This is a genomic window from Myxococcus faecalis, from assembly GCF_050039385.1.
Classification (GTDB): domain Bacteria; phylum Myxococcota; class Myxococcia; order Myxococcales; family Myxococcaceae; genus Myxococcus; species Myxococcus fulvus.
In genome coordinates this window covers 2,794,281-2,820,084 of record NZ_CP144336.1, presented here as the reverse complement: position 1 = coordinate 2,820,084, position 25,804 = coordinate 2,794,281, and the positions used below count along the sequence as shown (strand labels likewise).

General features: G+C 69.6%; 18 protein-coding genes. 10 read left to right on the top strand and 8 right to left on the bottom strand.

Translation table 11 applies throughout. From position 1 onward, the window contains the following. Positions 1-140: 140 nt before the first annotated feature. Positions 141-1,187 carry an outer membrane protein assembly factor BamB family protein gene (locus VZQ01_RS11030; RefSeq protein WP_426747796.1) on the bottom strand — a complete coding sequence of 349 codons (1,047 nt, stop codon included), beginning with the start codon at positions 1,185-1,187 and terminating at the stop codon, positions 141-143. Between the two features lie 92 nt (positions 1,188-1,279). Between VZQ01_RS11030 and add the strand changes: the two genes are divergently transcribed. The 4 genes from add (at position 1,280) to VZQ01_RS11010 (ending at position 5,667) form a co-directional block, all read left to right on the top strand. Further along, positions 1,280-2,443, top strand: a complete 1,164-nt coding sequence (gene add / locus VZQ01_RS11025) for an adenosine deaminase (protein WP_046711669.1) — start codon at positions 1,280-1,282, stop codon at positions 2,441-2,443. A gap of 107 nt (positions 2,444-2,550) precedes the next feature. Continuing rightward, a complete protein-coding gene (locus VZQ01_RS11020) occupies positions 2,551-3,330 on the top strand; it encodes an SDR family oxidoreductase (protein WP_426747794.1) in 780 nt (259 codons plus the stop codon). A gap of 316 nt (positions 3,331-3,646) precedes the next feature. Further along, positions 3,647-5,071 carry an RtcB family protein gene (locus VZQ01_RS11015; protein WP_223747807.1) on the top strand — a complete coding sequence of 475 codons (1,425 nt, stop codon included), beginning with the start codon at positions 3,647-3,649 and terminating at the stop codon, positions 5,069-5,071. A gap of 128 nt (positions 5,072-5,199) precedes the next feature. Next, a complete protein-coding gene (locus tag VZQ01_RS11010) occupies positions 5,200-5,667 on the top strand; it encodes a hypothetical protein (RefSeq protein ID WP_223747808.1) in 468 nt (155 codons plus the stop codon). Here the strand turns inward: VZQ01_RS11010 and VZQ01_RS11005 are convergent. Further along, positions 5,660-6,193: a GNAT family N-acetyltransferase gene (locus VZQ01_RS11005; protein ID WP_223747809.1), complete on the bottom strand. Its 534-nt coding sequence runs from the start codon at positions 6,191-6,193 to the stop codon at positions 5,660-5,662. The genes VZQ01_RS11010 and VZQ01_RS11005 overlap by 8 nt on opposite strands. Positions 6,194-6,200: 7 nt before the next feature. Then, positions 6,201-7,430: a glucose-1-phosphate adenylyltransferase gene (glgC, locus tag VZQ01_RS11000; protein ID WP_223747810.1), complete on the bottom strand. Its 1,230-nt coding sequence runs from the start codon at positions 7,428-7,430 to the stop codon at positions 6,201-6,203. A gap of 226 nt (positions 7,431-7,656) precedes the next feature. Between glgC and VZQ01_RS10995 the strand changes: the two genes are divergently transcribed. The 3 genes from VZQ01_RS10995 to VZQ01_RS10985 all read left to right on the top strand — a co-directional run bounded on the left by VZQ01_RS10995 (position 7,657) and on the right by VZQ01_RS10985 (position 10,447). Beyond that, the gene (locus tag VZQ01_RS10995) at positions 7,657-8,538 is read left to right on the top strand and encodes a GGDEF domain-containing protein (protein ID WP_046711675.1); all 882 of its coding nucleotides are present in this window, start codon (positions 7,657-7,659) and stop codon (positions 8,536-8,538) included. 2 nt (positions 8,539-8,540) lie between these two features. Next, positions 8,541-8,696: a hypothetical protein gene (locus tag VZQ01_RS10990; protein ID WP_194869235.1), complete on the top strand. Its 156-nt coding sequence runs from the start codon at positions 8,541-8,543 to the stop codon at positions 8,694-8,696. A 206-nt stretch (positions 8,697-8,902) separates the two neighbouring features. Further along, entirely contained in the window at positions 8,903-10,447 is a 1,545-nt protein-coding gene (locus tag VZQ01_RS10985) for an MFS transporter (protein ID WP_223784484.1), read from the top strand. Positions 10,448-10,804: 357 nt separating this feature from the next. Here the strand turns inward: VZQ01_RS10985 and VZQ01_RS10980 are convergent, their stop codons facing one another. The 5 genes from VZQ01_RS10980 to VZQ01_RS10960 all read right to left on the bottom strand — a co-directional run bounded on the left by VZQ01_RS10980 (position 10,805) and on the right by VZQ01_RS10960 (position 19,615). After that, a complete protein-coding gene (locus VZQ01_RS10980; protein ID WP_223747812.1) occupies positions 10,805-11,833 on the bottom strand; it encodes an NAD-dependent epimerase/dehydratase family protein in 1,029 nt (342 codons plus the stop codon). Then, the gene (locus VZQ01_RS10975; protein WP_267697574.1) at positions 11,830-16,245 is read right to left on the bottom strand and encodes an AMP-binding protein; all 4,416 of its coding nucleotides are present in this window, start codon (positions 16,243-16,245) and stop codon (positions 11,830-11,832) included. The genes VZQ01_RS10980 and VZQ01_RS10975 overlap by 4 nt, the downstream gene beginning before the upstream one ends. Positions 16,246-16,253: 8 nt before the next feature. Further along, the gene (larAH, locus tag VZQ01_RS10970) at positions 16,254-17,864 is read right to left on the bottom strand and encodes an NPN-dependent hydroxyacid isomerase, LarAH14/15/16 family (protein WP_223747814.1); all 1,611 of its coding nucleotides are present in this window, start codon (positions 17,862-17,864) and stop codon (positions 16,254-16,256) included. A gap of 13 nt (positions 17,865-17,877) precedes the next feature. After that, on the bottom strand, positions 17,878-18,543 hold the full coding sequence (locus VZQ01_RS10965; protein ID WP_046711679.1) for an HAD family hydrolase: 666 nt from the start codon (positions 18,541-18,543) through the stop codon (positions 17,878-17,880). 91 nt (positions 18,544-18,634) lie between these two features. After that, a complete protein-coding gene (locus VZQ01_RS10960) occupies positions 18,635-19,615 on the bottom strand; it encodes an NAD-dependent epimerase/dehydratase family protein (RefSeq protein ID WP_223748024.1) in 981 nt (326 codons plus the stop codon). 398 nt (positions 19,616-20,013) lie between these two features. Between VZQ01_RS10960 and VZQ01_RS10955 the strand changes: the two genes are divergently transcribed. From VZQ01_RS10955 to glgX, 3 genes are all read left to right on the top strand, one after another. Beyond that, positions 20,014-20,331: an SWIB/MDM2 domain-containing protein gene (locus tag VZQ01_RS10955; protein WP_223747815.1), complete on the top strand. Its 318-nt coding sequence runs from the start codon at positions 20,014-20,016 to the stop codon at positions 20,329-20,331. A gap of 178 nt (positions 20,332-20,509) precedes the next feature. Further along, positions 20,510-23,611 carry a malto-oligosyltrehalose synthase gene (gene treY, locus VZQ01_RS10950; RefSeq protein ID WP_426747793.1) on the top strand — a complete coding sequence of 1,034 codons (3,102 nt, stop codon included), beginning with the start codon at positions 20,510-20,512 and terminating at the stop codon, positions 23,609-23,611. Continuing rightward, positions 23,608-25,746 (top strand): glycogen debranching protein GlgX, encoded by a 2,139-nt coding sequence (gene glgX / locus VZQ01_RS10945; RefSeq protein WP_223747817.1) that lies wholly within the window; start codon positions 23,608-23,610, stop codon positions 25,744-25,746. Before treY ends, glgX begins: the two co-directional genes overlap by 4 nt. The last annotated feature ends 58 nt before the right edge of the window (positions 25,747-25,804 follow it).

The following is a 25,804-nucleotide window of genomic DNA, read 5'->3' as shown; positions in this document are numbered from 1 at the left end:
CCATTTGGCTACCCCTCCACGTGAGTGGAGGGGGCTGGATTCGAACCAGCAGAGTCCTGAGCGTGTAAGGCCTCGTCGGACGGGCGCGGATTCCGGTAAGGACGCGCGGGCCCGAAGGCGCCTGACGGATACGGTTCGCCTCAGGGACTGTTCTCGAGCGGGCGCAGCTTCCAGGACAGCACCCGCCCGTCCTGTCCGAGCACGAACACCTGGTCCCCCTGGACCACCGGCGGCGAGCGCAGCGCCGTGTCGGTGCGCAGGGAGAACGCGCGCTCCCACGTCGGACGCTTGAGCGCCACCAGTCGCCCCTGCCGTCCCTGCGTGGGCACCAGGAGCAGCTCCCCGATGGCCTCGGCCACGCGCGTGGTGAGCGGGTCGGGCAGCCCCATGCGCGCCAGCTCCTTCCCGTCCGACGGAGACAGTCCCACCAGCACCGGCGCGTCCTGCGTCCGAGCCCCCACCCACAACATGCCCAGCGCCAGGGACGGCGGGCCCGTGAGCGAGTCCGCCACGGTCTTCTCCCAGAGCATCCCGCCGTCCTTCGCGCGGAGGGCCCGGACCTGGGACGCCTTCGTGCCGAGGAACAGGACGTCACCCTCCGCCTCCAGGCCGAGCACGTCCTTCGTGGCCTGCCGCCAGAGCGTGGCGCCGTCCGCCACGGACAGGGCCACGAGGCCCGCGCCGACGAGCGCGACGACGAGCCGTCCGTCGGCCAGCACTGGCGCGGGGAGGCCCCGGCCCGACTCCGGCGGGGGCTCGGCGGACTTGGGCGCGGGGGTCCTCCAGCGGACCTTCCCGGTGTCCACCGCGAGCGAACGCACCGCGCCATCCGGGGCCACCACGAAGAGGGACTGCCCGTCCGGAGCCACGACGAGGGGTGTCAGGACGGGGGGCTCACCGGTGAGCCGCCAGCGCTCCGAGCCGTCCGCCAGGGAGAGGGACACCAGGTCTCCGGCGACCGTCCCGGCGATGACGCTGTCACCCGCGACGACGGGGCGCGTGGCCACCTCGCGGCCCAGGGCCACCCGCCATTGCAGGGTGCCCGTCCGGTCCAGGCGCACCACGGCGCCGGCCTCGTTGCCGGTGAGGACCCCGTCGGACAGCGGCGTCAGGCCCGCGCGGGAGGATGCATCCGTGGAGTACCGGAAAGCCGTCTGCGCGGGTTCTCGACACCCCGCGGCCGACACCAATGTCAGGGCCAGGGCGAGGAGGGTGTGCCTGCATGGACACGCGCGGGGCGACATGGTTTGGAGGATGGCGTAAGGAAGGAAATTCGACCATGCCTACGATTCGTGACGACGAGATTCCCAGCGCCACCGGCATCCCTTCTGGAGCCCGGCGGACGGACTTCGTCCCGCCCCCCACGCTGGCGGTGACGGAGGAGCTGCTGCACGCGCTTCCCAAGACGGACCTGCACTGCCACCTGGATGGCTCCATGCGGGTGAAGACCATCCTCGAGCTGGCCGAGCAGCAGAAGGTGAAGCTGCCCGCGGACACCGAGGACGGCCTGGCGCGCGCCATCCACATGGGTGAGGTGTGCAAGAGCCTGGAGGAGTACCTGGTCGCGTTCGACGTGACGCTCTCGGTGCTCCAGACGGCGGACGCGCTCTACCGCGCGGCGTACGAGCTGGCGGTGGACGCGGCGGCGGAGAACGTGCGCTGGCTGGAGGTGCGCTACTCGCCCGCGCTGCACCTGCAGAAGGGCCTGAAGATGACCACGGTCATCGACTCGGTGCTCGAGGGCCTGCGCGTGGCCAAGCGCGAGACGGGCATCAAGTGCGGCGTCATCGTCTGCGGCATCCGCCACATCAACCCGCAGACGTCCATGCGGCTGGCGGAGCTGTCGGTGGCCTACAAGAACCGGGGCGTCATCGGCTTCGACCTGGCCGGCGCCGAGGCGAGCTTCCCCGCCAAGGACCACAAGGACGCCTTCCAGCTCATCCTCAAGAACAACGTCAACTGCACCGCGCACGCCGGTGAGGCGTACGGCCCCGAGTCCATCTCCCAGGCCATCCACAACCTGGGCTCGCACCGCATCGGCCACGGCACGCGGCTGCGCGAGGACGGGGACCTGCTCAACTACGTCAACGACCACCGGATTCCGCTGGAGGTCTGCCCCACGTCCAACGTGCAGACGGGCGCGGTGTCCAGCCTCCAGGCGCACCCGCTGAAGTTCTACTTCGACTACGGCCTGCGGGTGACCATCAACACCGACAACCGCCTCATCACCGACACCACGGTGACGAAGGAGCTGTGGGTGGCGCACAAGGAGCTGGGGCTGTCGCTGGACGACCTGGCGACCATCATCGTCTCCGGCTTCAAGAGCGCCTTCCTCCCGTTCCGGGAGAAGCAGGACATGCTGCGGCTGGTGAACGAGGAGATCGCCAACACGTTGGTGGCCTTCGACAAGAAGCGGCATGTGCCGGTGAAGCAGCCGGCGTGATGGCGTAGCCTCCACCGTGCGCGCGGCGTCATCGGCCGCGCGTCGGTGGCCAGGCAGGCGGCGCTCTCCCGGGCCTCCTGGTGTCATGGCCCGGGACGGAGGCGCACATGGACCTGGAGCTGGGTGGCAAGGTGGTGCTGGTGACGGGAGGCTCGGACGGGCTGGGGGCGGCGGTGGCCCGGAGGCTCGTGCGAGAGGGGGCGAAGGTGGCCCTCTGTGCCCGGGGCGCGGAGCGGCTGGCGGCCACGGCCGAGGCGCTGAGGGCCGAGGGCGGGGACGTGCTCGCGGTGCAGGCGGACGTGTCCAAGGCGTGGGAGGTGGAGCACTTCGTCGACGCCGCGCATGCGCGGTGGGGCAGGGTGGACGCGCTGGTGAACAACGCCGGCACCGCGGCGGCGCGGCCCTTCGCGTCGGTGTCGGACGCGGATTGGGAAGCGGACCTGCAGCTCAAGTTGTTCGCGGCCGTGCGCGCGTCGCGCCATGTGCTGCCGCTGCTGGGCGAGGCGGGTGGTGGCGCCATCGTCAACGTGCTGGCGATCGGGGCGAAGACGCCGGGCGCGCAGTCGACGCCGTCGTCGGTGTCTCGCGCCGCGGGCCTGGCGCTCACCAAGGCGCTGTCGAAGGAGCTGGGGCCGAGCAACATCCGCGTCAACGCGGTGCTGGTGGGCATCATCGAGAGTGGCCAGTGGGTGCGCCGGGCGCAGGAGCTGGGCAAGCCGGTGGAGACGTTCCAGACGGAGATGGCGCGCAACGCGGGTATCCCCCTGGGGCGCGTGGGCCGCGCGGAGGAGTTCGCCGACGTGGTGGCCTTCCTGCTGTCACCGCGCGGTGGCTACATCAGCGGCGCGGCCATCAACGTGGATGGCGGCCTGTCCGGCGCGACGTAGTGAGGGTCCGTTGCGAACCGGAGTTCGCACAGGAGAAGCGCTCCGCGAAGACGGCTTGGGCGACGCCTCATTCCTCGGGACGGGGACATGCGTCGCGCCTCCCAGGCGCTCGCCTGGCACTGACGGAGCGCGGACGCGGAAGGCCCGCCGGGCGGAGGAAGTCGTCAGGTTCGTGGACCCACGGCGTCCCTGCGCGCTGAGGATGGCCTTCGGGCCGTCCGGCGACCGCGGCTGCTGACCCAAGGTCCACCATCTCCTCCGCCACGTCCCCCCGGGGCGCTCGTACGCGAGCCCTCGGGGCATTCCCGAGTTGGTCATGCAGCCGAAACTGAATCGGCTCCTGCGGGCGCTTGCCCGCGAGGGGCTCGAGGTGACCTATGACGGTCGCCTCTACTCCGTGCGCCTCCTGGGTGACGCGAACGCGCCGCCCGCCGAGGTGCTCCTCCCCCCGGACCTGCCCGTCGAGGGCAAGGCCTTCCAACAACTCGCGCACCTCGCGGCCCTGAAGCACCCGGGCGGCGGAGAGGTCCTCCGCGTGCGCGCCACCCCCGACTTCCACCCGGGTGACTCCGGCGTGGCCATCGGCTCGGTGCTGCACACGCGGGGGCTCGTCGTCCCCGGCGCCGTGGGCACCGACATCAACTGCGGCATGCGCCTGCACGTCGCCGACCTGTCGGTGGAGGACTTCCTCTCCCGCCGGGACGACTTCGTCGAGCGCATGAAGGGCCACTACTTCTTCGGCACGCGGGACGTCGCCATGTCCTCGCGCGCCTCCACCGCGCTCCTGCGTGACGGCCTCCCCGGCTGGCTGCTGGAGACGCTGGACACGCCGCTGGGCTGCGCTCGCACCGCGGACCTGGCGCAGCTCGACGCGGAGGTGGACCGCATCCACCTGGGCGGCGCGCTGCACGGCGACCCGACCTGGGCACCGGACGCGCTCACCCGCGAGGGCGTGGTGCGCGACGCGGGCCTGGCCACCATCGGCGGAGGCAACCACTTCGTCGAGGTGCAGCGCGTGGAGGCCGTCGAGGACCGCGCGCGGGCCTGGGCGTGGGGCGTGCGCGAAGGCCAGCTCGCGTTCATGATTCACTCAGGCAGCCGGGACGTGGGCAAGCACGTGGGCGTGGCCTGGCGGGAGCGCACGCGCAAGGCCTGGCCCCAGGGCGCGCCCTTCCCGGAGAGCGGCATCCTCCCGCTCGCCGACGAGGCGCTCGTCGCCGGCTACCTGGAGGCCGAGGCCACCGCCGCCAACTACGCCTTCCTCAACCGGCTGCTGCTCGCGGAGCTGTTGCGTCAGACGCTGCGCGAGCTGTTCGGGGACGTGGAGGCGCCGCTCGTCTACGACGTGCCCCACAACCTCACGCTCCCGTACGAGGGCGGGTGGCTGGCGCGCAAGGGGGCCTGCCCCGCGGGCGACGGACAGCCCGTCATCATCCCCGGCTCCATGGGCGCCACGTCCTTCCTCATGGTGGGGTGCGGCGACGCGCGCTCGCTCGAGTCCGCGTCGCACGGGGCGGGCCGCGCCCGCTCGCGCTTCTCCATGTCGCGCGGCGGAGCGGACCACAGCGAGGCCGCGCTGGGCCTGTCCGGCGTGGACTGCATCTCCCTGCGCGCCGAGCGCCGCGTGGAGGAGGCCCCCGCCGCCTACAAGCCCATCCGTCCGGTGGTGGACTCCCAGGTGGAGGCCGGCATCGTCCGCGAAGTGGCCCGGCTGGCCCCGCTGCTCACCTTCAAGGCCTGAGCTACAACGACAGCCCGGGGACGACGGCGTGCCATTTTCCTTGGTCCACGCCCCGTCCCCTGGCTGGAATGCGCCCCACGCGCGTGGGCCCGGGCCCACCCTTCACGCTTCAAGGGAGAGACAAGGACATGGAGAACACCTACGGAGCTCCCGCGGGAGACGGCTTTCCTCGCTCCAACCCCAAGGACGCCGTGTCCGTGCCGGCCATCCTGCTCATGGTGCTGGCCGGCGTGAGCCTGCTGTGGGCCATCGTCAGCCTGCTGTCGCCGGTGAATCCGGACGACCTGGAGCAGCTCTTCAACAACCCGGCGCTCGCGCCCTATCAGGACGCCCTGGAGCAGAACCGCGCCCTGCTCACCTCCACCAGCTCCTTCGCGGGCCGGCTCATGTGGTACGGCCCCGTCATCCTCCTCAACGCGCTCGCCTTCTTCGGCGCGCTGATGATGAAGAAGCTCCAGAACTGGGGGCTCGCGGTGGCCGGCTGCTTCGCGTCACTGGTGCCATGCTGTGGCACCTGTGGCTGCCTGGCGCTCCCCATCAGCATCTGGGCCCTGGTGGTGCTCTTCAAGCCCGAGGTGAAGGCCGCCTTCAGATAGGCGCGGGCGCTGCCGTGGTGGCCCCACGGCGCGTCGGGAGCACGGGCCTGCGCTTCTGCATCCGCACGCAGGCCAGCTGCACCCGCGCCGTCAGGGGCCGCCGCGCCTCGTGCAGCGACACGTAGCCCCGGTGACGGTAGAAGTCCTCCGCGTTGAGGCTCGCGTCCAGGCCCACCTGGGGACTCCCTCCGCCCCAGGCCACCGACTCCAGCGCGGCGAGCAGGTGGGTGCCCACGCCGTGGCCCACCTGGTCCGGAAGCACATACAGCGCTTCCAGCTCCCCGTTGAGCGAGTCCAACTGGCCGAAGCCCACCAGCCGCCGGTCGCGCTCCGCCACCAGCACGGTGCGCGGCCGGTCCGGGCGCAGATAGCCCTCCGGCCGCAACAGCCGCACCCAGGTGCTCAGCTCGTCGGGCGCATAGACGCCCTGACACAACGTCCCCACCGCCTCGGTGTGGACGCGCCACAGGGCGCGCCGGTCCGAGTCCCGTGCTGGCCGAAGGTGGAGCCCGCCCGACGCGCCCATGGCCGCCTCACGTCACCTTCATGCCCTTGGGAATCACCACCACGCCATCCGGCGTGACGTGGAAGCGCCGCTTGTCCTCCACCGGGTCGTAGCCAATCGTCGTGCCCGGCGGAATCTCCACGTTCTTGTCGATGATGGCCTTGCGGATGCGGCTTCTGCGGCCGATGGTGACGTTCTCGAAGAGGATGGACGCCTCCACCTCCGAGTAGGAGTTGACGCGCACCTTCGGGGACAGCACGGAGCGGTTCACCTTGCCGCCGGAGATGATGCAGCCCTCGGCGATGAGCGAGTCCGTGGCGTGGCCGACCCGCTGGTTGTCCTGGTCCGCGAACACGAACTTGGCCGGCGGGTAGTTGTTGGCCTGCGTGTGGATGGGCCAGCGGTCGTTGTAGAGGTTGAAGATGGGGTCCACCTCCACCAGCTCCATGTTGGACTGGTAGTACACGTCGATGTTCCCCACGTCCCGCCAGTAGCCGCGCTCCTTGGGCTCCTGCCCGGCAATCTCGTTGGTGGCGAAGTCGTACACGTACACCGGCGCGTACTTGTAGAGCTCGCTGATGATGGACTTGCCGAAGTCGTGCGCGCTCGCCTCGTTGGCGGCGTCACGCACCACCTCCTGCACCAGGACCTCCGTGGTGAAGAGGTAGTTGCCCATGGAGGCCAGGCACATCTTCGGGTTGCCCGGCATGGGCGGCGGGTCCTTGGGCTTCTCCAGGAACTGGCGCATGCGCCCGTCGGGGCCCACGTCGATGATGCCGAACTCGCGGCCCTGCTCGATGGGCACGGGGATGGCGGCCACCGTGCACGCGGCGCGCTTGGACACGTGGAAGTCGAGCATCTGCCGCGTGTCCATCCGGTACACGTGGTCCGCGCCGAAGACGAAGATGAAGTCGGGCTCCTCGTCGGTGATGATGTTGAGGTTCTGGTAGATGGCGTCAGCGCTGCCCTTGTACCAGTCCACGCCGGTCCGCATCTGCGCGGGCACGGCTTCCACGTAGTGGCCCAGGAAGGCCGACATCCGCCAGGCGCGGGACAGGTGGTTGTTGAGCGAGTCGCTCTTGTACTGGGTCAGGACCTTGACGCGGTAGACGCCGGAGTTGGTGAAGTTCGACAGGGCGAAATCGATGATGCGGTAGCGCCCCCCGAAGGGGACGGCGGGCTTGGCCCGCTCACGGGTGAGGGGCTCCAGGCGCGTGCCAGCGCCGCCCGCAAGAATCATCGCCAGGACTTTGGACATAGGTGGGCCGGACGTTAGTCCGCCCCCCTCGGGCGACAAGGGCGCCGAGGCCTGCTCGGCTGCCTTCGTTGAGTGCCCAACCGCCCGCCCACGTCCTCTTCACCGGGCCGGACTCGCCAGATGTGGGACATCGGCGCCCCCGGGGCTCCGGCAGGACGCCGGGAAGCACGGTTCCCACCTGGGTTGCTTGGCTTCCGAAAACGGGGTCGTGCTAGCCTTGGCGGCGATGTCAGGCGACGAAACGCGCGTCACCAAGATTTCCTCCCTGGATCTGCGCCCGGAGCGCAGCACCGAGTGCTGCCTCGTGCAGATCCACGGCCCGGAGCTCGGCAAGAAGTACCTTGTCGACGACTCCGAGCTGACCATTGGCCGGGACCAGCACAACCACATCGTGGTGGACCTGGACAACGTCTCCCGCCGGCACGCCCGCGTGCTGGGGCGGGGCGGGAAGATGCTGGTGGAGGATCTGGGCTCCACCAACGGCACCTACCTGAACGACCAGGAAGTGCTCCAGGCGCAGCCCTTGCGCAGCGGCGACCTCATCAAGGTCGGCGGCTCCATCTTCAAGTTCCTCGATGGCGACAACATCGAGACCCAGTACCACGAGACCATCTACACGCTGACCATCGCGGACGGCCTCACCGGCGTGAACAACAAGCGCTTCTTCCTCGAGTACCTCGAGCGGGAGATGGGGCGCTCCAGCCGGTACAAGGGCACGTTGTCGCTGATGATGTTCGACATCGACCACTTCAAGCAGATCAACGATGTCCACGGGCACCTGGCCGGGGACTACGTGCTGCGGGAGCTGGCCCAGTCCGTCAAGCGGCTGGTGCGCCGCGAGCAGTGCTTCGCGCGCTACGGCGGCGAGGAGTTCGCCGTGGTCATCCCCGAGGACGGGCCGGACAAGGCGCGCCTGTTCGCGGAGAAGATTCGCAAGCTCATCGCGGAGAAGGCGTTCGTCTACGACGAGAAGGAGATTCCGGTGACCATCTCCATCGGCGTGGCGGAGATGACCGGCGACATGACGGAGCCCACGCACTTCATCAAGGTCGCGGACGCCAACCTCTACAAGGCGAAGAAGACCGGCCGTAACAAGGTGGTGGGCTGAGCATGGCGCAGGCTGAGGCGGGGCCCTCGGTGCTCGCGCGGCTGGTGCTCGTGCTGCTCGGCTTGAGCTTCCTCGGTGCGGCCTGGGTGTGGAGCCACCGCTCGGAGCCCTGGGCGGGGCGGATGGTGGAGCGCGCCCGCCAGACGGTGGGCCGCTAGCCTCCGGAGCGGACGGCCTCCTCTCCCGAGGCCCCCTCCGTGACGGCGCGGTCCCGACTGAATCGACAGGACATGGAAGAGGCGCGCTCGTGTGCGGGCCGCCAGGGGTGTGTTGTCAGGAGTGGGCGACGTGGCCGTCGGCGGGCTCGGCGCCGACCTGGGGCATCCCGAGGCAGCGCTTCGCCGCGAGAGCGGGGAGACCCACGATGCTGACGACGGAGCAGGACCTGGCGAGCCCGGTGCCCGCGCGGGCGGGACGGCGGGAGTGGACGGGGCTGGCGGTGCTCGTGCTGCCCACGCTGCTCATCTCGGTGGATGTGACGGTGCTGTACCTGGCCCTGCCGCAGCTCAGCTCCCAATTGGGCGCGAGCAGCACGCAGCAGCTGTGGATCATGGACATCTACGGCTTCATGCTCTCCGGGCTGCTCGTGACGATGGGCACGCTGGGGGACCGCATCGGCCGGCGCAAGCTGCTCTTGGTGGGCGCCGCGGGGTTCTGCGTGGCGTCGGTGGTGGCGGCGTACTCGCGAAGCCCGGAGATGCTCATCGCGGCGCGCGCGGCGCTGGGCATCGCGGGGGCCACGCTGATGCCCTCCACGCTGGCGCTCATCAGCAACATGTTCCAGGCGCCGGGCCAGCGCTCGGTGGCCATCGCCGTATGGCTCAACTGCTTCCTCATCGGCATGGTCATCGCGCCGTTGCTCGGGGGCTGGATGCTGGAGCACTTCTGGTGGGGCGCGGCGCTGCTGTTGGGCGTGCCGGTGATGGGGGTGCTGCTCCTGACGGCGCCCGTGCTGCTGCCCGAGTACCGGGATGCCTCGGCGGGGAGGCTGGAGCTGACGAGCGTGGTGCTGTCGCTCGCGGCCATCCTGCCGACCATCTACGGCATCAAGGAGCTGGCGCGGCACGGCTGGCAGGTGGAGGCCTTCGTCGCGTTGGTGGTGGGGCTGGGGATGGGCGTGGTGTTCGTGCGGCGGCAGCTGACGCTGGAGCACCCGCTGCTGGACCCGAGGCTGTTCGCCAATCGCGCGTTCAGCGCCACGCTGCTCATCCTGCTGCTGGTGGCCATCGTCACCGGCGGCATGGGGTTGCTGGTGCCGCTCTATCTCCAGATGGTGGCGGGGCGCACGCCGCTGGAGGCGGGGATGTGGATGGTGCCGCAGATGCTGGGGATGATGGTGGGCTCGTCGCTGGGGCCCTTCGTCGTGCGCCGCATGCGGCCGGGCTACGTCATGGCGGCGGGACTGGCGCTCTCCAGCGTGGGCTACCTGGTGATGTCCCAGGTGGACAGCGTGGGTGGGCCCGTCGTGCTGGTCATCGGCTCGGTCATCGTGACGATGGGACTCGCGCCCATGGCGGTGCTGGGGACGGACCTGGTGGTGGGCTCGGTGCCACCAGAGAAGGCGGGCTCGGCCGCGTCCACGTCGGAGACGGCGAACGAGCTCGGTGTGGCGCTGGGCGTGGCCATCCTGGGCAGCTTCGCCACCGCCATCTACCGGCGGAACATGGCGGACGCGGTGCCGGCGGGAGTTCCGGACGGCGTGGCCGACAGCGTGCGAGAGAGCATCATCGGTGCCGTGACGTCGACCTCCGCGCTACCCGCGGGGCTGCGCGACGCGGTGCTCGCACCCGCGCGGGAGTCCTTCACGCAAGGCATCAACATCGCGGCGGGGCTGGGTGTGGTCGTCTTCGCGTCGCTCGCGGTGCTCGCGGCGGTGACGCTCAAGCACGTGCGCGCGGGACAGCACTGAGAGGGCAGGGGGCTCCGGGACCATTCCAGGGGAGCGCGTCTCATCTCGATGGCGCGAGCTGCTCGCGCAAGGACCCGGATGGATGCGCGAGGTGGGGCGCGCTCATCTCGATGGCGCGAGCTGCTCGCGCAAGGACCCGGATGGATGCGTGAGGTGGGGCGCGCTCATCCCGATGGTGCGAGAGGCTCGCGCAAGGACCCGGATGGATGCGCGAGGCGGGCGTACCCACGAGGTGCGCTCTCGGGGCGGCATCACTCGCGCGCGTCGGTGCGGCTCACCCTGGGGGACGGTGCTTGAGCCGTGCACGGCCCCGGGTCTCGATACGGGCCCCGTGTCCCGGCCCATATCGAGTGTTGCTCAGGTCCCGTCGCGCAGCTCGCCGAGGCGACCCTTGGTGCCGGGCAGGCTTCCAGGAGGCAGCTTCGCGTAGATGTGCTTCACCGTGTCCGCGAGCGTCTCCTGCGCATCCCGCGCGCGGAAGCCCAGCTCGGCCTCCGCCTTGGCGGCGTCCAGCCAGAAGTAGTGCTCGCCAATCTCCACTTCCTGCGGGTCCAGCGGCGCGGGCGTGCCGCGCACCTTCGCCCAGCGCTCCAGCAGGTGGCCACCCAGGATGTTCACCTGCTTGGGCAGCTTGAGCCGGGGCGCCGCGACACCCGTGAGGCGCTCGAGACGGTGGAAGAACTCCGTCATCGTCATGTTCACGCCCATCAGGTGGCGGCCGTACACCTCACCCCGCGTGAGCGCCTGGAGGAACGCGTCCGCCGCGTCGCGCACGTCCACGAAGGACATGCCGCCACCCGGCATCGCCGGAATCTCCCGGTTGAGGAACTTCACCACCGTCCACGTGGACGACAGCCGGTCATCCCCGGGCCCCATCAGCAGGCTGGGGTTGAGCACCACGAGCGGAATCGCGTGCTTGCGGCAGTACTCCAGCGACAGCTTCTCCTCGTAAATCTTGGACAGGTAGTACGGCCAGCGCGCCACCACCGTGAGCGGGTAGTCGGCGGACTCGTCGAGCACCGCCTCCTCCTTCGACACCGCCGTGGTGCCGGAGGTGGACGCGAGCACCACGCGCTTCACGCCCGCCTCGCGCACGTCACGCAGGAGCTCCCGCGTGCTGTCCACGTGCAGTTCGAACATCTTGCGCGCGTCCTTCGGCTGGAAGGAGACGAGCCCGGCCAGGTGGTACAGGCCCTCCACGCCGTCGAGCGCGCGGCGCACCGCGTCCCGGTCCTTCAGGTCCCCCGCGACGTACTCGGTGCCCTCGTAGGCGGGCCCCGTCGGACGCGAGCGCCCGATGAGGCGCACCGTGTGCCCGGCCGCCACCAGCTTCGGCACCAGATGCGCGCCGAGAAACCCCGTGCCTCCCGTCACCAGCAGCTTCACGAGTTCTTCCCTCCCGGCGCGTCATGCGCGGGCATGACCTGCACGTCCACCGAAGGAGGCGCGTCCAGGTGCAGCACCCGTCCGTCGCGCAGCTCCCGCACCGCGTCCTCGGCGATGCGCGTGGCGTAGCGGTAGCTCTCCGAGCGCGCCATGCCCTGCGTGCGCGCGCGCAGCGCCTCGTGGCCCAGCGCGGGACCGATGCTCACCTTCAGGTCCTTCGACTTGGGGAACACGCTGCCCTTGGGCAGCGCGTCGAACGCCCCGTGGATGTACAGCGGCAGCACGTCCACCCGGTACGTCAGCGCCAGGTAGCCCAGCGTGGACTTGAACTCCTGCAGCTCGCCGGTGGGCGAGCGCGTGCCCTCCGGGAAGATGAGGACGTTGAAGCCCTGGCGCAGCGCCTCGCCGGCCTGACGCAGCGACTCGCGCAGCGAGCCATGGCGTTCAATCGGCACCAGGTTGGTGAAGTTCTCGAACCAGGCGCGCTTGAGCGGCGTGTCGAAGAAGTAGTCGCGCGCGGCCAGCGACACCAGCCGGTCTCCCTGCTCCTCCAGCACCACCCGCACCAGGCCCGCGTCCAGGTGGCTGGCGTGGTTGGCGATGACCAGGAAGTTGCGGTTCATCGGGATGAAGGGACGGCCCGTCACCTTCACGTCGAACACGCCGCCGTAGAGCACCTTCTGCCCGAAGGAGAGCAGCTGCCGGCCCACGTCCGCGACGACGTCCGGCACCGGAATCTCCACCTCCTCCGCCTTCGCGTTCTGCTTGGAGATGTCCTTCGCCCGCGTCTCCGCCGAAGGGCGCTTCCCGGAGGCCACCACCAGCTTGCGCAGGTCCTCCACCGTCTGCACCTGCGTCAGGTCATCGATGGCCGGCAGCGGCACACCCGCGGCCTCCAGCGCGCTGGACAGCTCCGTGAGCATCAGCGAGTCGAAGCCCAGCTCGCCCGTCAGCTGCGTCTCCGGCCGCACGCTCGCCACCGGCTTGTGGCTCACCTCGGCGATGAGCGGGAAGAGCCAGTCGGCCACGCCGCCCGTCGTCGTCGTCGCGGCGGATACCTTCTCGCGCGCCTTGGTGGCCGAGGCCGCCATGCGCTCCAGCCGCTGCAGCTCCTCCACCACCAGCTTGCGCTTCACCTTGCGCGTGGAGGTGCGCGGCAGCTCGCCATCCCAGAAGCGCAGCACCTTCGCGCGACGGTAGAAGGGCATGCCCGCGCCCGTCTTGCGGAAGTGCTCCTCCAGCTCGCGGCGCACCTCCTCGCGGGGACGCTCGCCGTAGTCCGGCACGCACAGACACGCCACCTTCTCGCCGCCCGCCTCGTCGGGCAGGCCGACGACGGACAGCTCCTTGATGTGCGGGTGCTCCTGGTACAGCTCCTCGAGCTCGTCCGGGTAGATGTTCTTCCCGTTGTGGTCGATGATGACGTCCTTGGCGCGGCCCACCAGGTACAGCCGCCCCTCGGCGTCCAGCCGGCCCAGGTCTCCGGTGTGCAGCCAGCCCTCCTTGAGGACGGCCTCCGTCGCCTCGCGGTCCCCGAAGTAGCCCGCCATCACGTTGGGGCCCTTGGCCAGCACCTCGCCGATGCCGTCGTTGTCCGGGTTGAGGATTCGCACCTCGACGCCCGTGAGCGGCTTGCCCACCGAGCCCGGCGTGCGCTTGTTGCCCGGGTTCGCCACCGCGAGCACCGGCGCCGCCTCCGTCAGGCCGTAGCCCTCCGTGATGTTGAAGCCCAGCTCGTGGAAGGCCTTGTGGACCTCCTCGGGCAGCGCCGAGCCGCCGGACACCAGCACCTTGATGCGCCCGCCGAACTTGCGGTGCACCGGCCAGAACAGGAGCTTGCCCAGGTTGATGTCCGCCCGGTTCCGCAGCTCGCCGTGCGTGGCCATCATCGCCTTGATGGCCTGCTCGACGATGGGCGGGCGGCTGGCGAACTCCTGCGTCATCTTGCGGTGCAGGAGCTGCCACAGGGCCGGCACGCCAATCATCGCGCTGATGCGGCCCGTCTCGAAGACCTCGCCCAGCCGGTCCGACGTCAGCTCGTCGATGTACGTGATTTCCGCGCCGCGCGAGAACGGGGTGAGGAAGCCCGCGGAGAACTCGAAGGTGTGGTGCAGGGGCAGCACCGACAGCACGCCGTCGCCCACGCCCACGTCGAACACGCCCGCGAGCTTCGCCACCAGCGAGGCGAAGTTGCGGTGCGTGAGCATCACGCCCTTGGGCGTGCCCGTCGTGCCGGACGTGAAGATGAGGCTCGCCAGGTCATCCGCCGAGGCCGACTTGCGCACCGTGCCGATGCGGTCGTCCTTGGCCGCCGGGTCGCCCGTCATCGCCTGCGCGAGGCTCGCGATGAGGACCGAGTCCCCCAGCGCGCCGAACAGGCCGGGGAAGTCTCGCGCCGCGTCCTCGGACATGAGGCACACCTTCGCCTCCGCCCGCTTCGCGATGTTGATGACCTCCGCCTCGCTCAGGCCCGGGTCCACCGGCACCATGGTGGCGCCCGCGCGCAGGATGCCGAAGAAGCACGTGCCCCACTCGGGCCGGTTCTCCGACACCAGCAGCACCCGGTCTCCCGCCTTCACGCCCGAGCTGAGCAGGAAGCTGCCCACGCGCGCCGCGTAGCGGTGCACCTCCCCGAAGGTGAAGCGCTCCTCCTTCTCGCCCGACACCATGCGGAAGGCCACCCGGTGACGGTACGCGTGCACCGTCGCCTCGAACATCTCCAGCAAATCCCTGTGCGCGGGGATGACGGTGCGCTTCTCGCGCTCCTCCTCCAGGCCCGGGAACACCCACTTCTCCAGGCCCGGCAGGTGCGTCTCCATGAAGTACGCGCGCCAGTCGATGTGCTCCGGGTCCCACGGAATCTTCAGCCGGTCCGCGTGCGCCATGCGCTCATAGACGGAGCGCGTGTTGTCGCAGCGGAAGACGTAGCGGTTCTCGTAGAGGAAGGGGAGGAACAGCTCCGTCATCGCGATGAGGCTCGCGTTGCCGTCCACCACCCCGTCGAGCGACACCTTCGCCTTGTCCAGCATGGCCTGCACGGCGGGCGCGCCCCATGCGGGCCGCACCTCGTCGATGGCCTTCTTCAGGAACTTCGCGCCGCGCACCAGCATGGGCGCGCTGAACAGCTCGAACTCCAGCTTGCTCACCGGCTGCGGCTCCAGCCGCGAGCGCAGCGAGTTGAGCACCGCGTTGCCCGACTCGCGGTTGCGGTAGTAGCGCCGGCGGTACAGGCCCACCAGCTCCACCGAGCGGCTGGCGTAGAACGGATTCACGTCGCCGGACGCGAGCTGGTACACGCGCCGCTCCTCCACCTGGATGGAGTGCGCGGTGATGCCGAGCGTCGCCCCCGCCACCTGGTCCACCGGGATGATGTCCAGGATGGTGTTCTCACCGGCGGGGATGCCGCCCGGGCCCTTGATGCCGGCGAAGGCCAGCGGCGCGGACGTGGTGAAGCCCTCGTTCCAGCCGGGGAAGGGGAAGTGCCGCGCGCTCTCCACGATGGAGGGCCGGACAATCGCGTAGCGCAGGCCCGGCGTGGCGGCGATGACCTGCTCGCCCAGGGACTTCGTGTACGTGTACGTGTTGGGCCAGCCCCAGTGCGCCGCGCGCTCCATGCCCGCGCGCACCAGCTCGCCGCTCAGCCACAGCTTGCGCTCACGGCCCACGGCCAGGCGCAGCGTCTTCTCGTCGTTGACGTCGCGGCCCTCCTCGGCGAGCCGGTCCAGCGCCTTCTTGCGGAAGGTGGACGTCAGCGCGCGGTCATCGGCCTGCTCGCGCAGCCGCGCGACGATGCGCTCCGCGTCCTTCAGCTCCTGCTCCAGGCTGAAGTCGCGCCCGTCCAGCTCGTCCTTCTTCGGGAAGTAGCCGCGCACCTCCTCGTCCTCGAAGACGAGCCCGTTGCGGTTGCCCGCCACGAAGGAGGTGGACATGTGGATGAGCGGCACGCCCCAGCGCAGCGCCAGCTCCACCGCGTACTTCACGCCGTGGGTGTTGACGTTGAGGCCCACCTCCAGCGACGGGTTGAAGGACACCAGACCCGCGCAGTTGACGAAGGCGTGCACCTGGCCCGTCAGCTCCGCCACCCGCGACTCCTCCATCCCCACCCAGGGGTCGGTGATGTCGCCGTCGATGACCTCGCACTTCTTGCGCAGGAACTCGAGCGCGCCCTCCTCGCCGTAGGTGTCGCGCAGCGGCTGGAAGGGCTCGCTGGTCGCCACCTTGTCGAAGAAGCGCCGCTCGGCGGAGGCCGCGCTGCCCTTGCGGACGAGCACGTACACCCGCTCCAGCTCCTGCCCGTAGCGGTGCAGCAGCATGGACAGCGTCACCTTGCCCACGAAGCCCGTGGCACCGGCGAAGAGCAGGCGCTTGCCGGTGAAGACCTGGGAGACGTTCAGCTCGGGAAGCGGTGACATGTCCGTCCTCACTTCACGTCCACCATCACCGTGGGGGCGATGCGAAGCAGGCTGATGGTGGCCGAGCGGCCCATGAAGCCGCGCGCCTCTTCAATGGCCTCGGTGAGCGTGTCGGTGCGGTCCCAGCCGAGCAGCGCCGGGACGTGGTTGTTCTCCGCGCCCGCGACGATGACCTTGCCCACGTGCTGGCGGCCGTTCTCGCCCCAGTACCACATGTAGAACGGGTGCACGCCGTGGTAGGCGTTGTTCTTGCGGTACAGGTGCACGTAGCTGGGGTTCTCCGCGAACTCCTTCTCGTACTTGTGCTCCAGCTTCATCGAGTCGCGCGTCTCCGGCAAAAGCCGGTGGAAGAACTCGATGTAGCTGGGGTGGTGCTCGGGGTCGAACTCGTCGTAGGCCGGGTGCAACAGGATGAGCACGCCGCCCTTCTTCACCAGCGGCACGCCGCGGTTGAGGTTGAAGAAGTAGCCCAGCCCCATCACCTGCACGAGCAGCGGGTTGAGGATGGAGTTGACGCTGTACGGGGAGATGAACGGGATGGGGAAGATGACGATGTCGCTCTGCCCCTCCACCGGCACCGAGTACTGCTTCCAGCTGGTCTCCAGCGTCTTCTGGTGCGCGGGCTCCGTCGCCCCGGCGTACACACCCGTGACGTCATAGGGCGCGGGGATGGCGTTGAGCACCTTGCGCGCCGCCGCGCGCGGCATCTTGGACAGCGCGTAGCGCATGGCCTGGAACTTCAGCCGGTCGCCCTCGGTGTAGTCCTCCTCGCGCTTGGCCAGGAAGTCCACGGGCGCGCCGAACATGCGGTTGTTCAGCGTGGTCTCGATGTGGAAGACCTTCAGGTGCTTGTCGATGTTGCGCCCGATGCGCTCGTTGCTGCGATAGAGCGCGCTGGTCTTCGGCTCCATGTAGCTGTCCGACGCCCGGATGGTCTTCGGGTTGTGGTGGTGCCTGAGCGACGCGTAGTTGGACACGCCGGTGCCCATGGACTTGTGCCCGCCGTTCATGGGCACGAAGTTCACGTTCACGTAGACGATGAGGTCGCTCTCCGCGACGCGGCGGTTGACGGAGACCTCCTCGCCGTGCGCCGTGCGCTCGAGCGCCACGATGCCGTCCGGGTCCTCCGCGTCGTGGTTGTAGTAGCGGTCCGGGTAGTAGGCGTCGAAGATCTTCTCGCCCACCATCCGCTTCATCTCCCCCTCCGTCATGCGGCGGTGGAGCGCGTTGGCGATGACCAGGTGCACGTCGTCCACGCCGCTGTCCGCGGCCAATTCCAGGACGATCTCCAGGATGGACTGGCGCACGTCCGGGGTCACCATGGGCGGCAGGGGCACGCTGATGTCGTCGATGACGCACGTCAGGCGCATGCCCGGCTTGAGCAGCGCGTGCAGCGGCTCCATGCCCTCCGGGTGGTTGATGGCCCAGCGGATGGCGGCCTTCACGTTGGGCACGCCCGCCATGGGCGGACGGGGGAAGATGACCCGGGTGCCCACGGGCAGGTCTTCCTGGAGGAAACCCTCACCGTAGAACAGGGCGCGCGGGGGGCTGCCCTTCTCGGTGATGACGACCTGGCTTTCCTCGTCGTACAGCTTCTGGAGCGTCTTGAACGGGCGCATGGCGGGCAGGGGGCTACTTGAGGTCGAGGATGGGCCAGTTGTAGGCGCGCGCGATGGAGCGCAGCCGCAGGTCCGGGTTCACCGCGGTGGGACGTCCCACCACCGCGAGCATCGCGTAGTCAGAGGCGCTGTCGGAGTAGCCGTGGCACTTGTCCAGGGTCAGGCCCTCCTTGGTGCAGTAGGCGCGGATGGAGTTCGCCTTGTTGGCGCCCTCGATGATGGGCGGAATCACCTTGCCGGTGGCCTTGCCGCCCACGAACTGCATCTTGTTGGCGATCAGGTCATCGGCGCCCAGGTGCCGGGCGAGCGGACGCATGGTGAAGTCCAGCGCCCCGGTGACGAGCACGACCTTGCAGCCGCTGCGGCGCGCCTGGTCGATGAGGTCCTGGGTCTGCTCGAAGAGCGCCGGCTTGAGCACGTCCTCGAACATGTCCTCCGCGATGGTGACGAGCCGGTCCTCGCTCAACCCCGCGTAGTACCGGTAGAAGAACTCGTTGAACGTCTTGCGGTCCAGCGCGTCCATGACGCCGAAGAGCGGCACGCTCATCGCGGTGCTCAGCGTCCTGCCGGCGATGCCGAGCACGGAGCCCCGGTTCATCGCGTAGTACGCGTAGACGTGGACGACGTTCGTCTTCACGAGCGTCCCGTCGACATCGAAAAATGCGGCTTTCGAGGGCATGTGGCAGCGCAGCTTCCTGACACTCCAAGGGGGGGTAGGTCAACGAAACGAGGGGGCCGGGGGGCGGCAAGCCCCGACCCTGCTAGCACGGCTAGAGCCAGCCATGCTCGCGGTACCACTCGGCGCTGCGGCGCACCGCGTCCTCCACCCCCCTTCGGGGACGGAAGCCCAGCAGCCGCTCGGCCTTCGCGCCCGAGCAGGTCCAGGCCGGGGCGAGCAGCTGCCGCGCCATCTTCCGGCTCAGGGGCAGCTTGCGGCCCGTCACGCGCGACACGCCGTCCGCCGCCGACGCGAGGGTGGTGAGCAGCCAGGGGCTCACGCGCACCGTGCGGGGTGACAGCCCCAGCGCCCGGGCCCCCAGGTCCTGCACCGACTCCAGGGAGAGGGGTTCGCCGGGACCCGCGCAGAAGAAGGCCTCGCCCACCGCGCGCGGGTGCTCGGCCTGGAGGATGAGCGCGTCGACCACGTCCTCCACGTCCACCATGGTGAGGGGGCGGGGCCCTCCGGCCAGCTCCAGCCGGATGCCCTTCGTCGCCAGCCGGAAGAAGGCCAGGTTCTCGCGGTCCCACGGCCCCAGGATGCGCGGCGGCCGGGACACCGTCACCGGCAGCCGGTCTCCATAGGAGAAGGCGATGCGCTCCGCCTCCGCCTTGCTCTCGCCGTACCACTCGTAGGGCCGGAAGGGGTCCTCCTCCACATGGGGACGGGTGGGGGAGGAGGGGCCCATGGCGGCCAGCGAGCCCACGAGCACCAGCCGGGGGCGGCTCCCGGAGGCCACCATGGCCTCGCACAACAGGCGGGTGCCCTCGGCGTTGACGCGCATGAAGTCCTCGCGGGTCGCGCCGCGGCGGACACCGGCCAGATGGAAGACGACGTCCTGTCCCTCCACCGCCGGGCCGAGCGAGGCCCCCTGTGTCACGTCCCCCTCCACGCGGGTGTGGGGGATGCCCTCCAGGCCCGAGGCATCCGAGCCCCGCCTGAGGAGGCACGTCACCTTGTCACCCCGCGCGGCGAGGGCGCGGGTCAGCCAGATTCCGAGGAAGCCACCAGCTCCGGTGATGAGGGCACGCATGGGCATGGGCGTTTCATCCGAAAAAGTACACCTCGTCCGCAAGGGGTTTTCCCATCCGGGCCCGTTCGAGCGCCCGGGGGACGACGAATCGCGCGGAGGCCGGATGGTCGGGCCCTGGCGGCGACGAAGGGGGGCCGCTCCCGAGCAGGAATGCACCCTGGCGCGGTGGCCGTCCGGGCGCATTTTTCGCGTCCGTGAGGTTCGCCCCCGAGGGAAAACGTGCTGCGGAGCCGGTTTCTCGGGCATGAAACGCGTTGCGTAGGGCGTTTCCCGAGGGAAAAACGCAGGAGAGGGCTGTTTTTCGGGCTTGGGCGTGCTACCTACGCCCCACCGGCACTGGCTTAAAATCAAGCGAGGCCGCACAACGTCCCCTTCGGAGGGGAGGAGACTCAAGACGAATGGCTGCCAAGAAAGCTGCTGCGAAGAAGGCTCCCGCCGCCAAGAAGGCTGCTGCTGCCCCGAAGCGTAAGCCGAACGCGTCGTTCATGAAGGAGATGACTCCTTCCGCCGCCCTGGCCGAGATCGTCGGCAACAAGCCGCTGCCGCGCACCGAGGTCGTCAAGAAGCTCTGGGCGTACATCAAGAAGAACAACCTCCAGGACGCGAAGAACAAGCGGCAGATCAACGCCGACGACAAGCTCAAGCCCATCTTCGGCGGCAAGAAGAACGTCACCATGTTCGAGATGACCTCGCTGGTGAACAAGCAGCTGAGCTGAACCCGACGCCGGCCCGCCCGGCGGCTGCATCTCGAGGGCTCTCCGGTGGATTCCGGTGAGCCCTCTGCTTTTGTGGCGCGAGGCTCGTGGGAATCCGGGCCCTTGGAGCGTTGGCTGGAGGTCGGAAGCCGCTCTGGGTGCTGGCGCGGCGCGCGACGGCGCCCTACCTCTGGGCCCCATGCTCCGCGACGGATTGGAAGAAGAGGGGACGGCTCCCACGGGCTCGTCGGGTGCCACCTTGAGCGCCGAGGCCCTGGCCGAGGGCCTGTTCAAGCGGGTGAAGGACGCGCTGGTCGAGCGCCCCCGGACGCCGCTGTCCACCTACCGGGTGCAGCTGCATCAGGGCTTCACCTTCCAGCAGGCGCGCGACGTGGTGCCGTTCCTGCGCCGCCTGGGCATCAGTGACTTGTACGCGTCCCCCTACCTCAAGGCGACGCCGGGCAGCACCCACGGCTACGACTGCGTGGACCACCAGCACCTCAACCCGGAGGTGGGCTCCACCGAGGACCACCAGGCCCTGTGCGCCACGCTGCAGGAGCACGGCCTGGGGCAGGTGCTGGACGTGGTGCCCAACCACATGGGCATCGAGCGCGGCAACCCGCTCTGGTTCGACGTGCTGGAGAACGGCCCGTCCTCCGTCTACGCCAAGTACTTCGACATCGACTGGTCGCCGGTGAAGGAGGAGCTGCGCGACAAGGTGCTGCTGCCGATACTCGGCGACCAGTACGGCGTGGTGCTGGAGAAGGGCGAGCTGAAGCTGTCCTTCCGCGACGGCGCCTTCTTCGTGAACTACTACGACCACCTGCTGCCGCTGGCGCCCCGGCAATACGGGCGCGTGCTGCGCCACGGGCTGGAGCGGCTGGAGGCGAAGCTGGGCGCGGAGTCCGAGCCCATGGTGGAGCTGCTCTCCATCCTCACCGCCATCGAGCACCTGCCGCTGCGCACGGAGGTGGAGCGCCCCCGCGTCGTGGAGCGCCACCGCGAGAAGGAGGTCATCAAGCGCCGGCTCGCCGCGGTGGTGGAGAAGAGCCCGGAGGTCGCCGCGTACATCGAGGACAACATCCGCGTCTTCAACGGCGAGCCGGGCAACCCGCGCTCGTTCGACCTGTTGGACCGGGTGCTGGCCTCGTGCAGCTACCGGCTGGCGCACTGGCGGGTGGCGGGGGAGGAGATCAACTACCGGCGCTTCTTCGACATCAACGGGCTGGCGGCCATCCGCGTGGAGGACCCGGAGGTGTTCCAGGAGGCGCACGCGCTGGTGTTCCGCTGGCTGCGCGACGGCTGCGTCACCGGGCTGCGCATCGACCATCCGGACGGCCTGTTCGACCCGACGGCGTACTTCCTGGACCTGCAGGAGCGCTACTTCGTGGAGCGCGCGCACGCGCTGTTCCTCCAGGACCTGGCCGGGGACGACACGCGCTGGCCGGGCGTGGAGGCGGCGCTCAGGGAGCGCTGGCGCGCGGAGGTGACGCAGTCTCCGGACAGCGTCCTGCGCAAGGCGCTGTACGTGGTGGTGGAGAAGATTCAGGGCGGCCGCGAGCGCATTCCGGAGGCGTGGGCGGTGCACGGCACCACCGGCTACCGCTTCGCCAACGCGGTGAGCGGCGTGTTCGTGCACCCCGCGGCCGAGCCGCACCTGACGGAGACGTACGAGCGGCTCACCGGGGAGAAGGGCGACTTCGCCGAGCTGGTCTACCAGAAGAAGCTGCTCATCATGCGCGTGTCCATGGCGAGTGAGATCAACGTGCTGGCGCACGAGCTCAACCGCATCTCGGAGATGAGCCGCAGGACGCGCGACTTCACGCTCAACTCGCTCAGGCGCGCGCTGGTGGAGTTCATCGCGCTGTTCCCCGTGTACCGCACGTACGTGGACGGCTGGCGGCCGGGGCTGGACGCGCGCGACGTGCAGTACGTGGAGTGGACCATCCAGCGCGCCAAGGAGCGCAACGCCACCACCAACGCGTCCATCTTCGACTTCCTGCGCGACATCCTTCTGCGCCAGTACCCGCCCCAGTCCGACGAGCGCGAGCGCGCCGTCATGCTGCGCTTCGCCATGAAGCTGCAGCAGGTGACGGGCCCCGTCATGGCCAAGGGCCTGGAGGACACCGTCTTCTACATCTACAACCGGCTGGTGAGCCTCAACGAGGTGGGCGGGGAGCCCGAGCGCTTCGGCACGCGCACCACCACCTTCCACCTGCGCAACCAGGAGCGCGCCGAGCACTGGCCCGCGAGCCAGCTCACCACCAGCACCCACGACACCAAGCGCAGCGAGGACGTGCGCGCGCGCATCAACGTGCTGACGGAGCTGCCCGAGGAGTGGCGCAAGCTCGCGCGCCGCTGGCTGCGGCTGACGGAGAAGTTCGCGCAGGCCCTGCCGTCCGGCGCGGCCCCCAGCGCCAACGACGTGTACCTGTTCCTGCAGACGCTCGTGGGCGCCTGGCCCATGGGGGAGGCGCTGTCGCCCGAGGCCCGGGCCGACTTCCACCGCCGGATGCGCGAGTACATGTCCAAGGCCATCAAGGAGGCCAAGGTCCGCACCTCGTGGACCAACCCGGACGGCGCCTATGACGACGCGGTGGCGGCCTTCGTGGACGCGTGCTTCGACGAGGAGAAGGGCGGGGGCTTCCTGGAGGAGGTGCGCGTCTTCAAGCGCCGCATCGAGCGCGCCGGGCAGCACAACGCCCTGGGGCAGCTGGTCCTCAAGCTCGCGTCGCCCGGCGTGGTGGACACGTACCAGGGCTGCGAGCTGTGGGATTTGTCCCTGGTGGACCCGGACAACCGGCGGCCGGTGGACTTCACCTTGCGCTCACGGCTCCTGGAGGAGCTGGACGCGCAGGCGCGAGAGGACGCGCCCGGGCTGTGCTCGCGGCTGGTGGCGGGCCTGGATGACGGGCGGGCCAAGCTCTTCCTCCTGGCCCACGGGCTGCGGCTGCGCCAGCGTCAGCAGGACCTGTTCCGGCGGGGCGGCTTCCGGGCGCTGGAGCTGTCCGGGCCCCGCGCCCAGGCGGCGGTGGCCTTCGCGCGCGAGCTGGACGACGCGGGCGTGGTGGTGTGCGCGCCGCGTTACGTGCTGGAGGCCCTGGAGTCGCCCCAGGGGCTCTCCGGCGCCTATGCCGACACGTTCCTGGACCTTCCCGAGGCATATGCGGGCATGATGTTCCGCGATGTCTTCACCGGGCGACAGGTGCGGCCCGAGCGTGGTGCGGGTGGCGTGGTGCTGCCCCTCGCGCCGCTCCTGGAGCGGTTCCCGGTGGTGCTGCTGGAGAGGAGCACGGGATGAGGAGGGCCGAGGTGCTTCCAGGGAAGCCGTTCCCCCTGGGCGCCACGTATGACGGGCACGGGGTCAACTTCGCGGTGTTCAGCGAGCACGCGAAGAAGGTGGAGGTCTGCCTCTACGACGCACAGGAGCCCACGCGCGAGACGCGCCGCTTCCCGCTCCTGGAGACCACGCACCAGGTGTTCCACGGGTACGTGCCCGACCTGAAGCCGGGCACGCTGTACGGCCTGCGCGTGCACGGGCCGTTCGAGCCCAAGAAGGGCTTCCGCTTCAATCCGCACAAGCTGCTGGTGGACCCCTATGCCCGCGCCATCCACGGGCAGGTGGACTACCGCGCGCCCATCTATGGCCACGTCCAGGGCGGCAAGGACGAGGACCTGGTCCAGGACAAGCAGGACGACGCCGCGGGCGTGCCCAAGGCCGTGGTGCTCGAGGACACGTTCGACTGGGAGGGGGACACCCACCCGCGCGTGCCGTGGCACCAGACCGTCCTGTACGAGCTGCACGTCAAGGGCTTCACGAAGCTCAACCCCCGCGTGCCGGAGGCCCTGCGCGGCACCTACGCGGGCCTGGGACACCCGGCCACCCTCGAGCACCTGAAGAAGGTGGGCGTCACCGCGGTGGAGCTCCTGCCCATCCACCACATCGTCGACGAGCCGTTCCTCGTCGAGCGCGGACTCACCAACTACTGGGGCTACAGCACGCTGGGCTACTTCGCGCCGGACGCGCGCTACAGCGCCCCGGGAGGCCCGGGCTCCCAGGTGGACGAGTTCAAGGGGATGGTGAAGGCGCTGCACAAGGCGGGCATCGAGGTCATCCTCGACGTCGTCTACAACCACACCTGCGAGGGCAACCAGCTGGGGCCCACGCTGTCCTTCAAGGGCCTGGACAACGGCGCGTACTACCGGCTGACGGAGAAGGACCCGCGCTACTACCTGGACGTCACCGGCACGGGCAACTCGTGGAACGCCACGCATCCGTACGCGCTGAAGCTGGTCGCCGACAGCCTGCGCTACTGGGTGGAAGAGATGCACGTGGACGGGTTCCGCTTCGACCTGGCCACCACGCTGGGGCGCGACCGGCACGGCTACGACACCCGCGCGGCCTTCTTCCAGATCGTCCACCAGGACCCGGTGCTCAGCCGGGTGAAGCTCATCTCCGAGCCGTGGGACGTGGGCGACTTCGGCTACCAGGTGGGCAACTTCCCCGTCTTGTGGAGCGAGTGGAACGGCAAGTACCGCGACACCATCCGACGGTACTGGAAGGGCGATGACCGGCAGGCGGCGGAGATCGGCTACCGGCTCACGGGCAGCTCGGACCTGTACGCGCTGTCGGGCCGCAAGCCCTCCGCGAGCGTCAACTTCGTCACCGCGCACGACGGCTTCACGCTGCACGACCTGGTCACCTACAACGACAAGCACAACGAGGCCAACGGCGAGGACAACCGCGACGGCGGCAACGACAACCACTCCTGGAACTGCGGCGTGGAGGGCGAGACGGGCGACGTCAAAATCAACGCCCTGCGCGAGCAGCAGAAGCGCAACTTCCTGGCCACGCTCTTCCTGTCCCAGGGCGTGCCCATGCTGGTGGCCGGCGACGAGATGGGCCGCACCCAGAAGGGCAACAACAACGCCTACTGCCAGGACAACGCCCTGTCCTGGGTGAACTGGGAGCTCGACGACACCCAGCGCGCGCTGCTGGACTTCACCTGCCGGCTGACGCGCCTGCGCCGCGAGCAGCCCGTGCTGCGCAAGCGCCGCTTCTTCCGCGGCGCCCACATGTGGGACAGCGAGCTGAAGGACCTGGCGTGGTTCCGGCCTGACGGCAAGGAGATGCGCAAGGACGACTGGGAGAAGCCCTATGTGCGCTCGCTCGCCATCCTCCTGGGCGGGGACGCCATCGCCGCGCCGGACGACGAGGGCAACCGGATTGTCGGTGACACGCTGTTGGTGCTGATGAACGCCCACCACGAGCCCATCAGCTTCCTGCTGCCGGCGCTCGAGTGGGGCGCGGACTGGGAGCAGGTGGTGGACACGTCCACGTCGGAGGAGTCCCAGCACGCCCACACACCGGCGGGTGGAAAGGTGCAGGTCGCGGGGCGTTCGTTGATGGTGCTGCGCCGGCCGTCGACGGAGTAGCGCCGCGGGCGGGGACGGTGGGCCGGGCCTCCAGGTGGGGGCCTGGGCGGTTACACGG

Excerpts from the sequence above, each read along its gene's own strand:
- add (WP_046711669.1), top strand. The coding sequence starts at position 1,280 with ATGCCTACGATTCGTGACGACGAGATTCCCAGCGCCACCGGCATCCCT.
- VZQ01_RS11020 (WP_426747794.1), top strand. The coding sequence starts at position 2,551 with ATGGACCTGGAGCTGGGTGGCAAGGTGGTGCTGGTGACGGGAGGCTCG.
- VZQ01_RS11015 (WP_223747807.1), top strand. The coding sequence starts at position 3,647 with ATGCAGCCGAAACTGAATCGGCTCCTGCGGGCGCTTGCCCGCGAGGGG.
- VZQ01_RS11010 (WP_223747808.1), top strand. The coding sequence starts at position 5,200 with ATGGAGAACACCTACGGAGCTCCCGCGGGAGACGGCTTTCCTCGCTCC.
- VZQ01_RS11005 (WP_223747809.1), bottom strand. The coding sequence starts at position 6,193 with ATGGGCGCGTCGGGCGGGCTCCACCTTCGGCCAGCACGGGACTCGGAC.
- glgC (WP_223747810.1), bottom strand. The coding sequence starts at position 7,430 with ATGTCCAAAGTCCTGGCGATGATTCTTGCGGGCGGCGCTGGCACGCGC.
- VZQ01_RS10995 (WP_046711675.1), top strand. The coding sequence starts at position 7,657 with ATGTCAGGCGACGAAACGCGCGTCACCAAGATTTCCTCCCTGGATCTG.
- VZQ01_RS10990 (WP_194869235.1), top strand. The coding sequence starts at position 8,541 with ATGGCGCAGGCTGAGGCGGGGCCCTCGGTGCTCGCGCGGCTGGTGCTC.
- VZQ01_RS10985 (WP_223784484.1), top strand. The coding sequence starts at position 8,903 with ATGCTGACGACGGAGCAGGACCTGGCGAGCCCGGTGCCCGCGCGGGCG.
- VZQ01_RS10975 (WP_267697574.1), bottom strand. The coding sequence starts at position 16,245 with ATGTCACCGCTTCCCGAGCTGAACGTCTCCCAGGTCTTCACCGGCAAG.
- larAH (WP_223747814.1), bottom strand. The coding sequence starts at position 17,864 with ATGCGCCCGTTCAAGACGCTCCAGAAGCTGTACGACGAGGAAAGCCAG.
- VZQ01_RS10965 (WP_046711679.1), bottom strand. The coding sequence starts at position 18,543 with ATGCCCTCGAAAGCCGCATTTTTCGATGTCGACGGGACGCTCGTGAAG.
- VZQ01_RS10960 (WP_223748024.1), bottom strand. The coding sequence starts at position 19,615 with ATGCGTGCCCTCATCACCGGAGCTGGTGGCTTCCTCGGAATCTGGCTG.
- VZQ01_RS10955 (WP_223747815.1), top strand. The coding sequence starts at position 20,014 with ATGGCTGCCAAGAAAGCTGCTGCGAAGAAGGCTCCCGCCGCCAAGAAG.
- treY (WP_426747793.1), top strand. The coding sequence starts at position 20,510 with ATGCTCCGCGACGGATTGGAAGAAGAGGGGACGGCTCCCACGGGCTCG.
- glgX (WP_223747817.1), top strand. The coding sequence starts at position 23,608 with ATGAGGAGGGCCGAGGTGCTTCCAGGGAAGCCGTTCCCCCTGGGCGCC.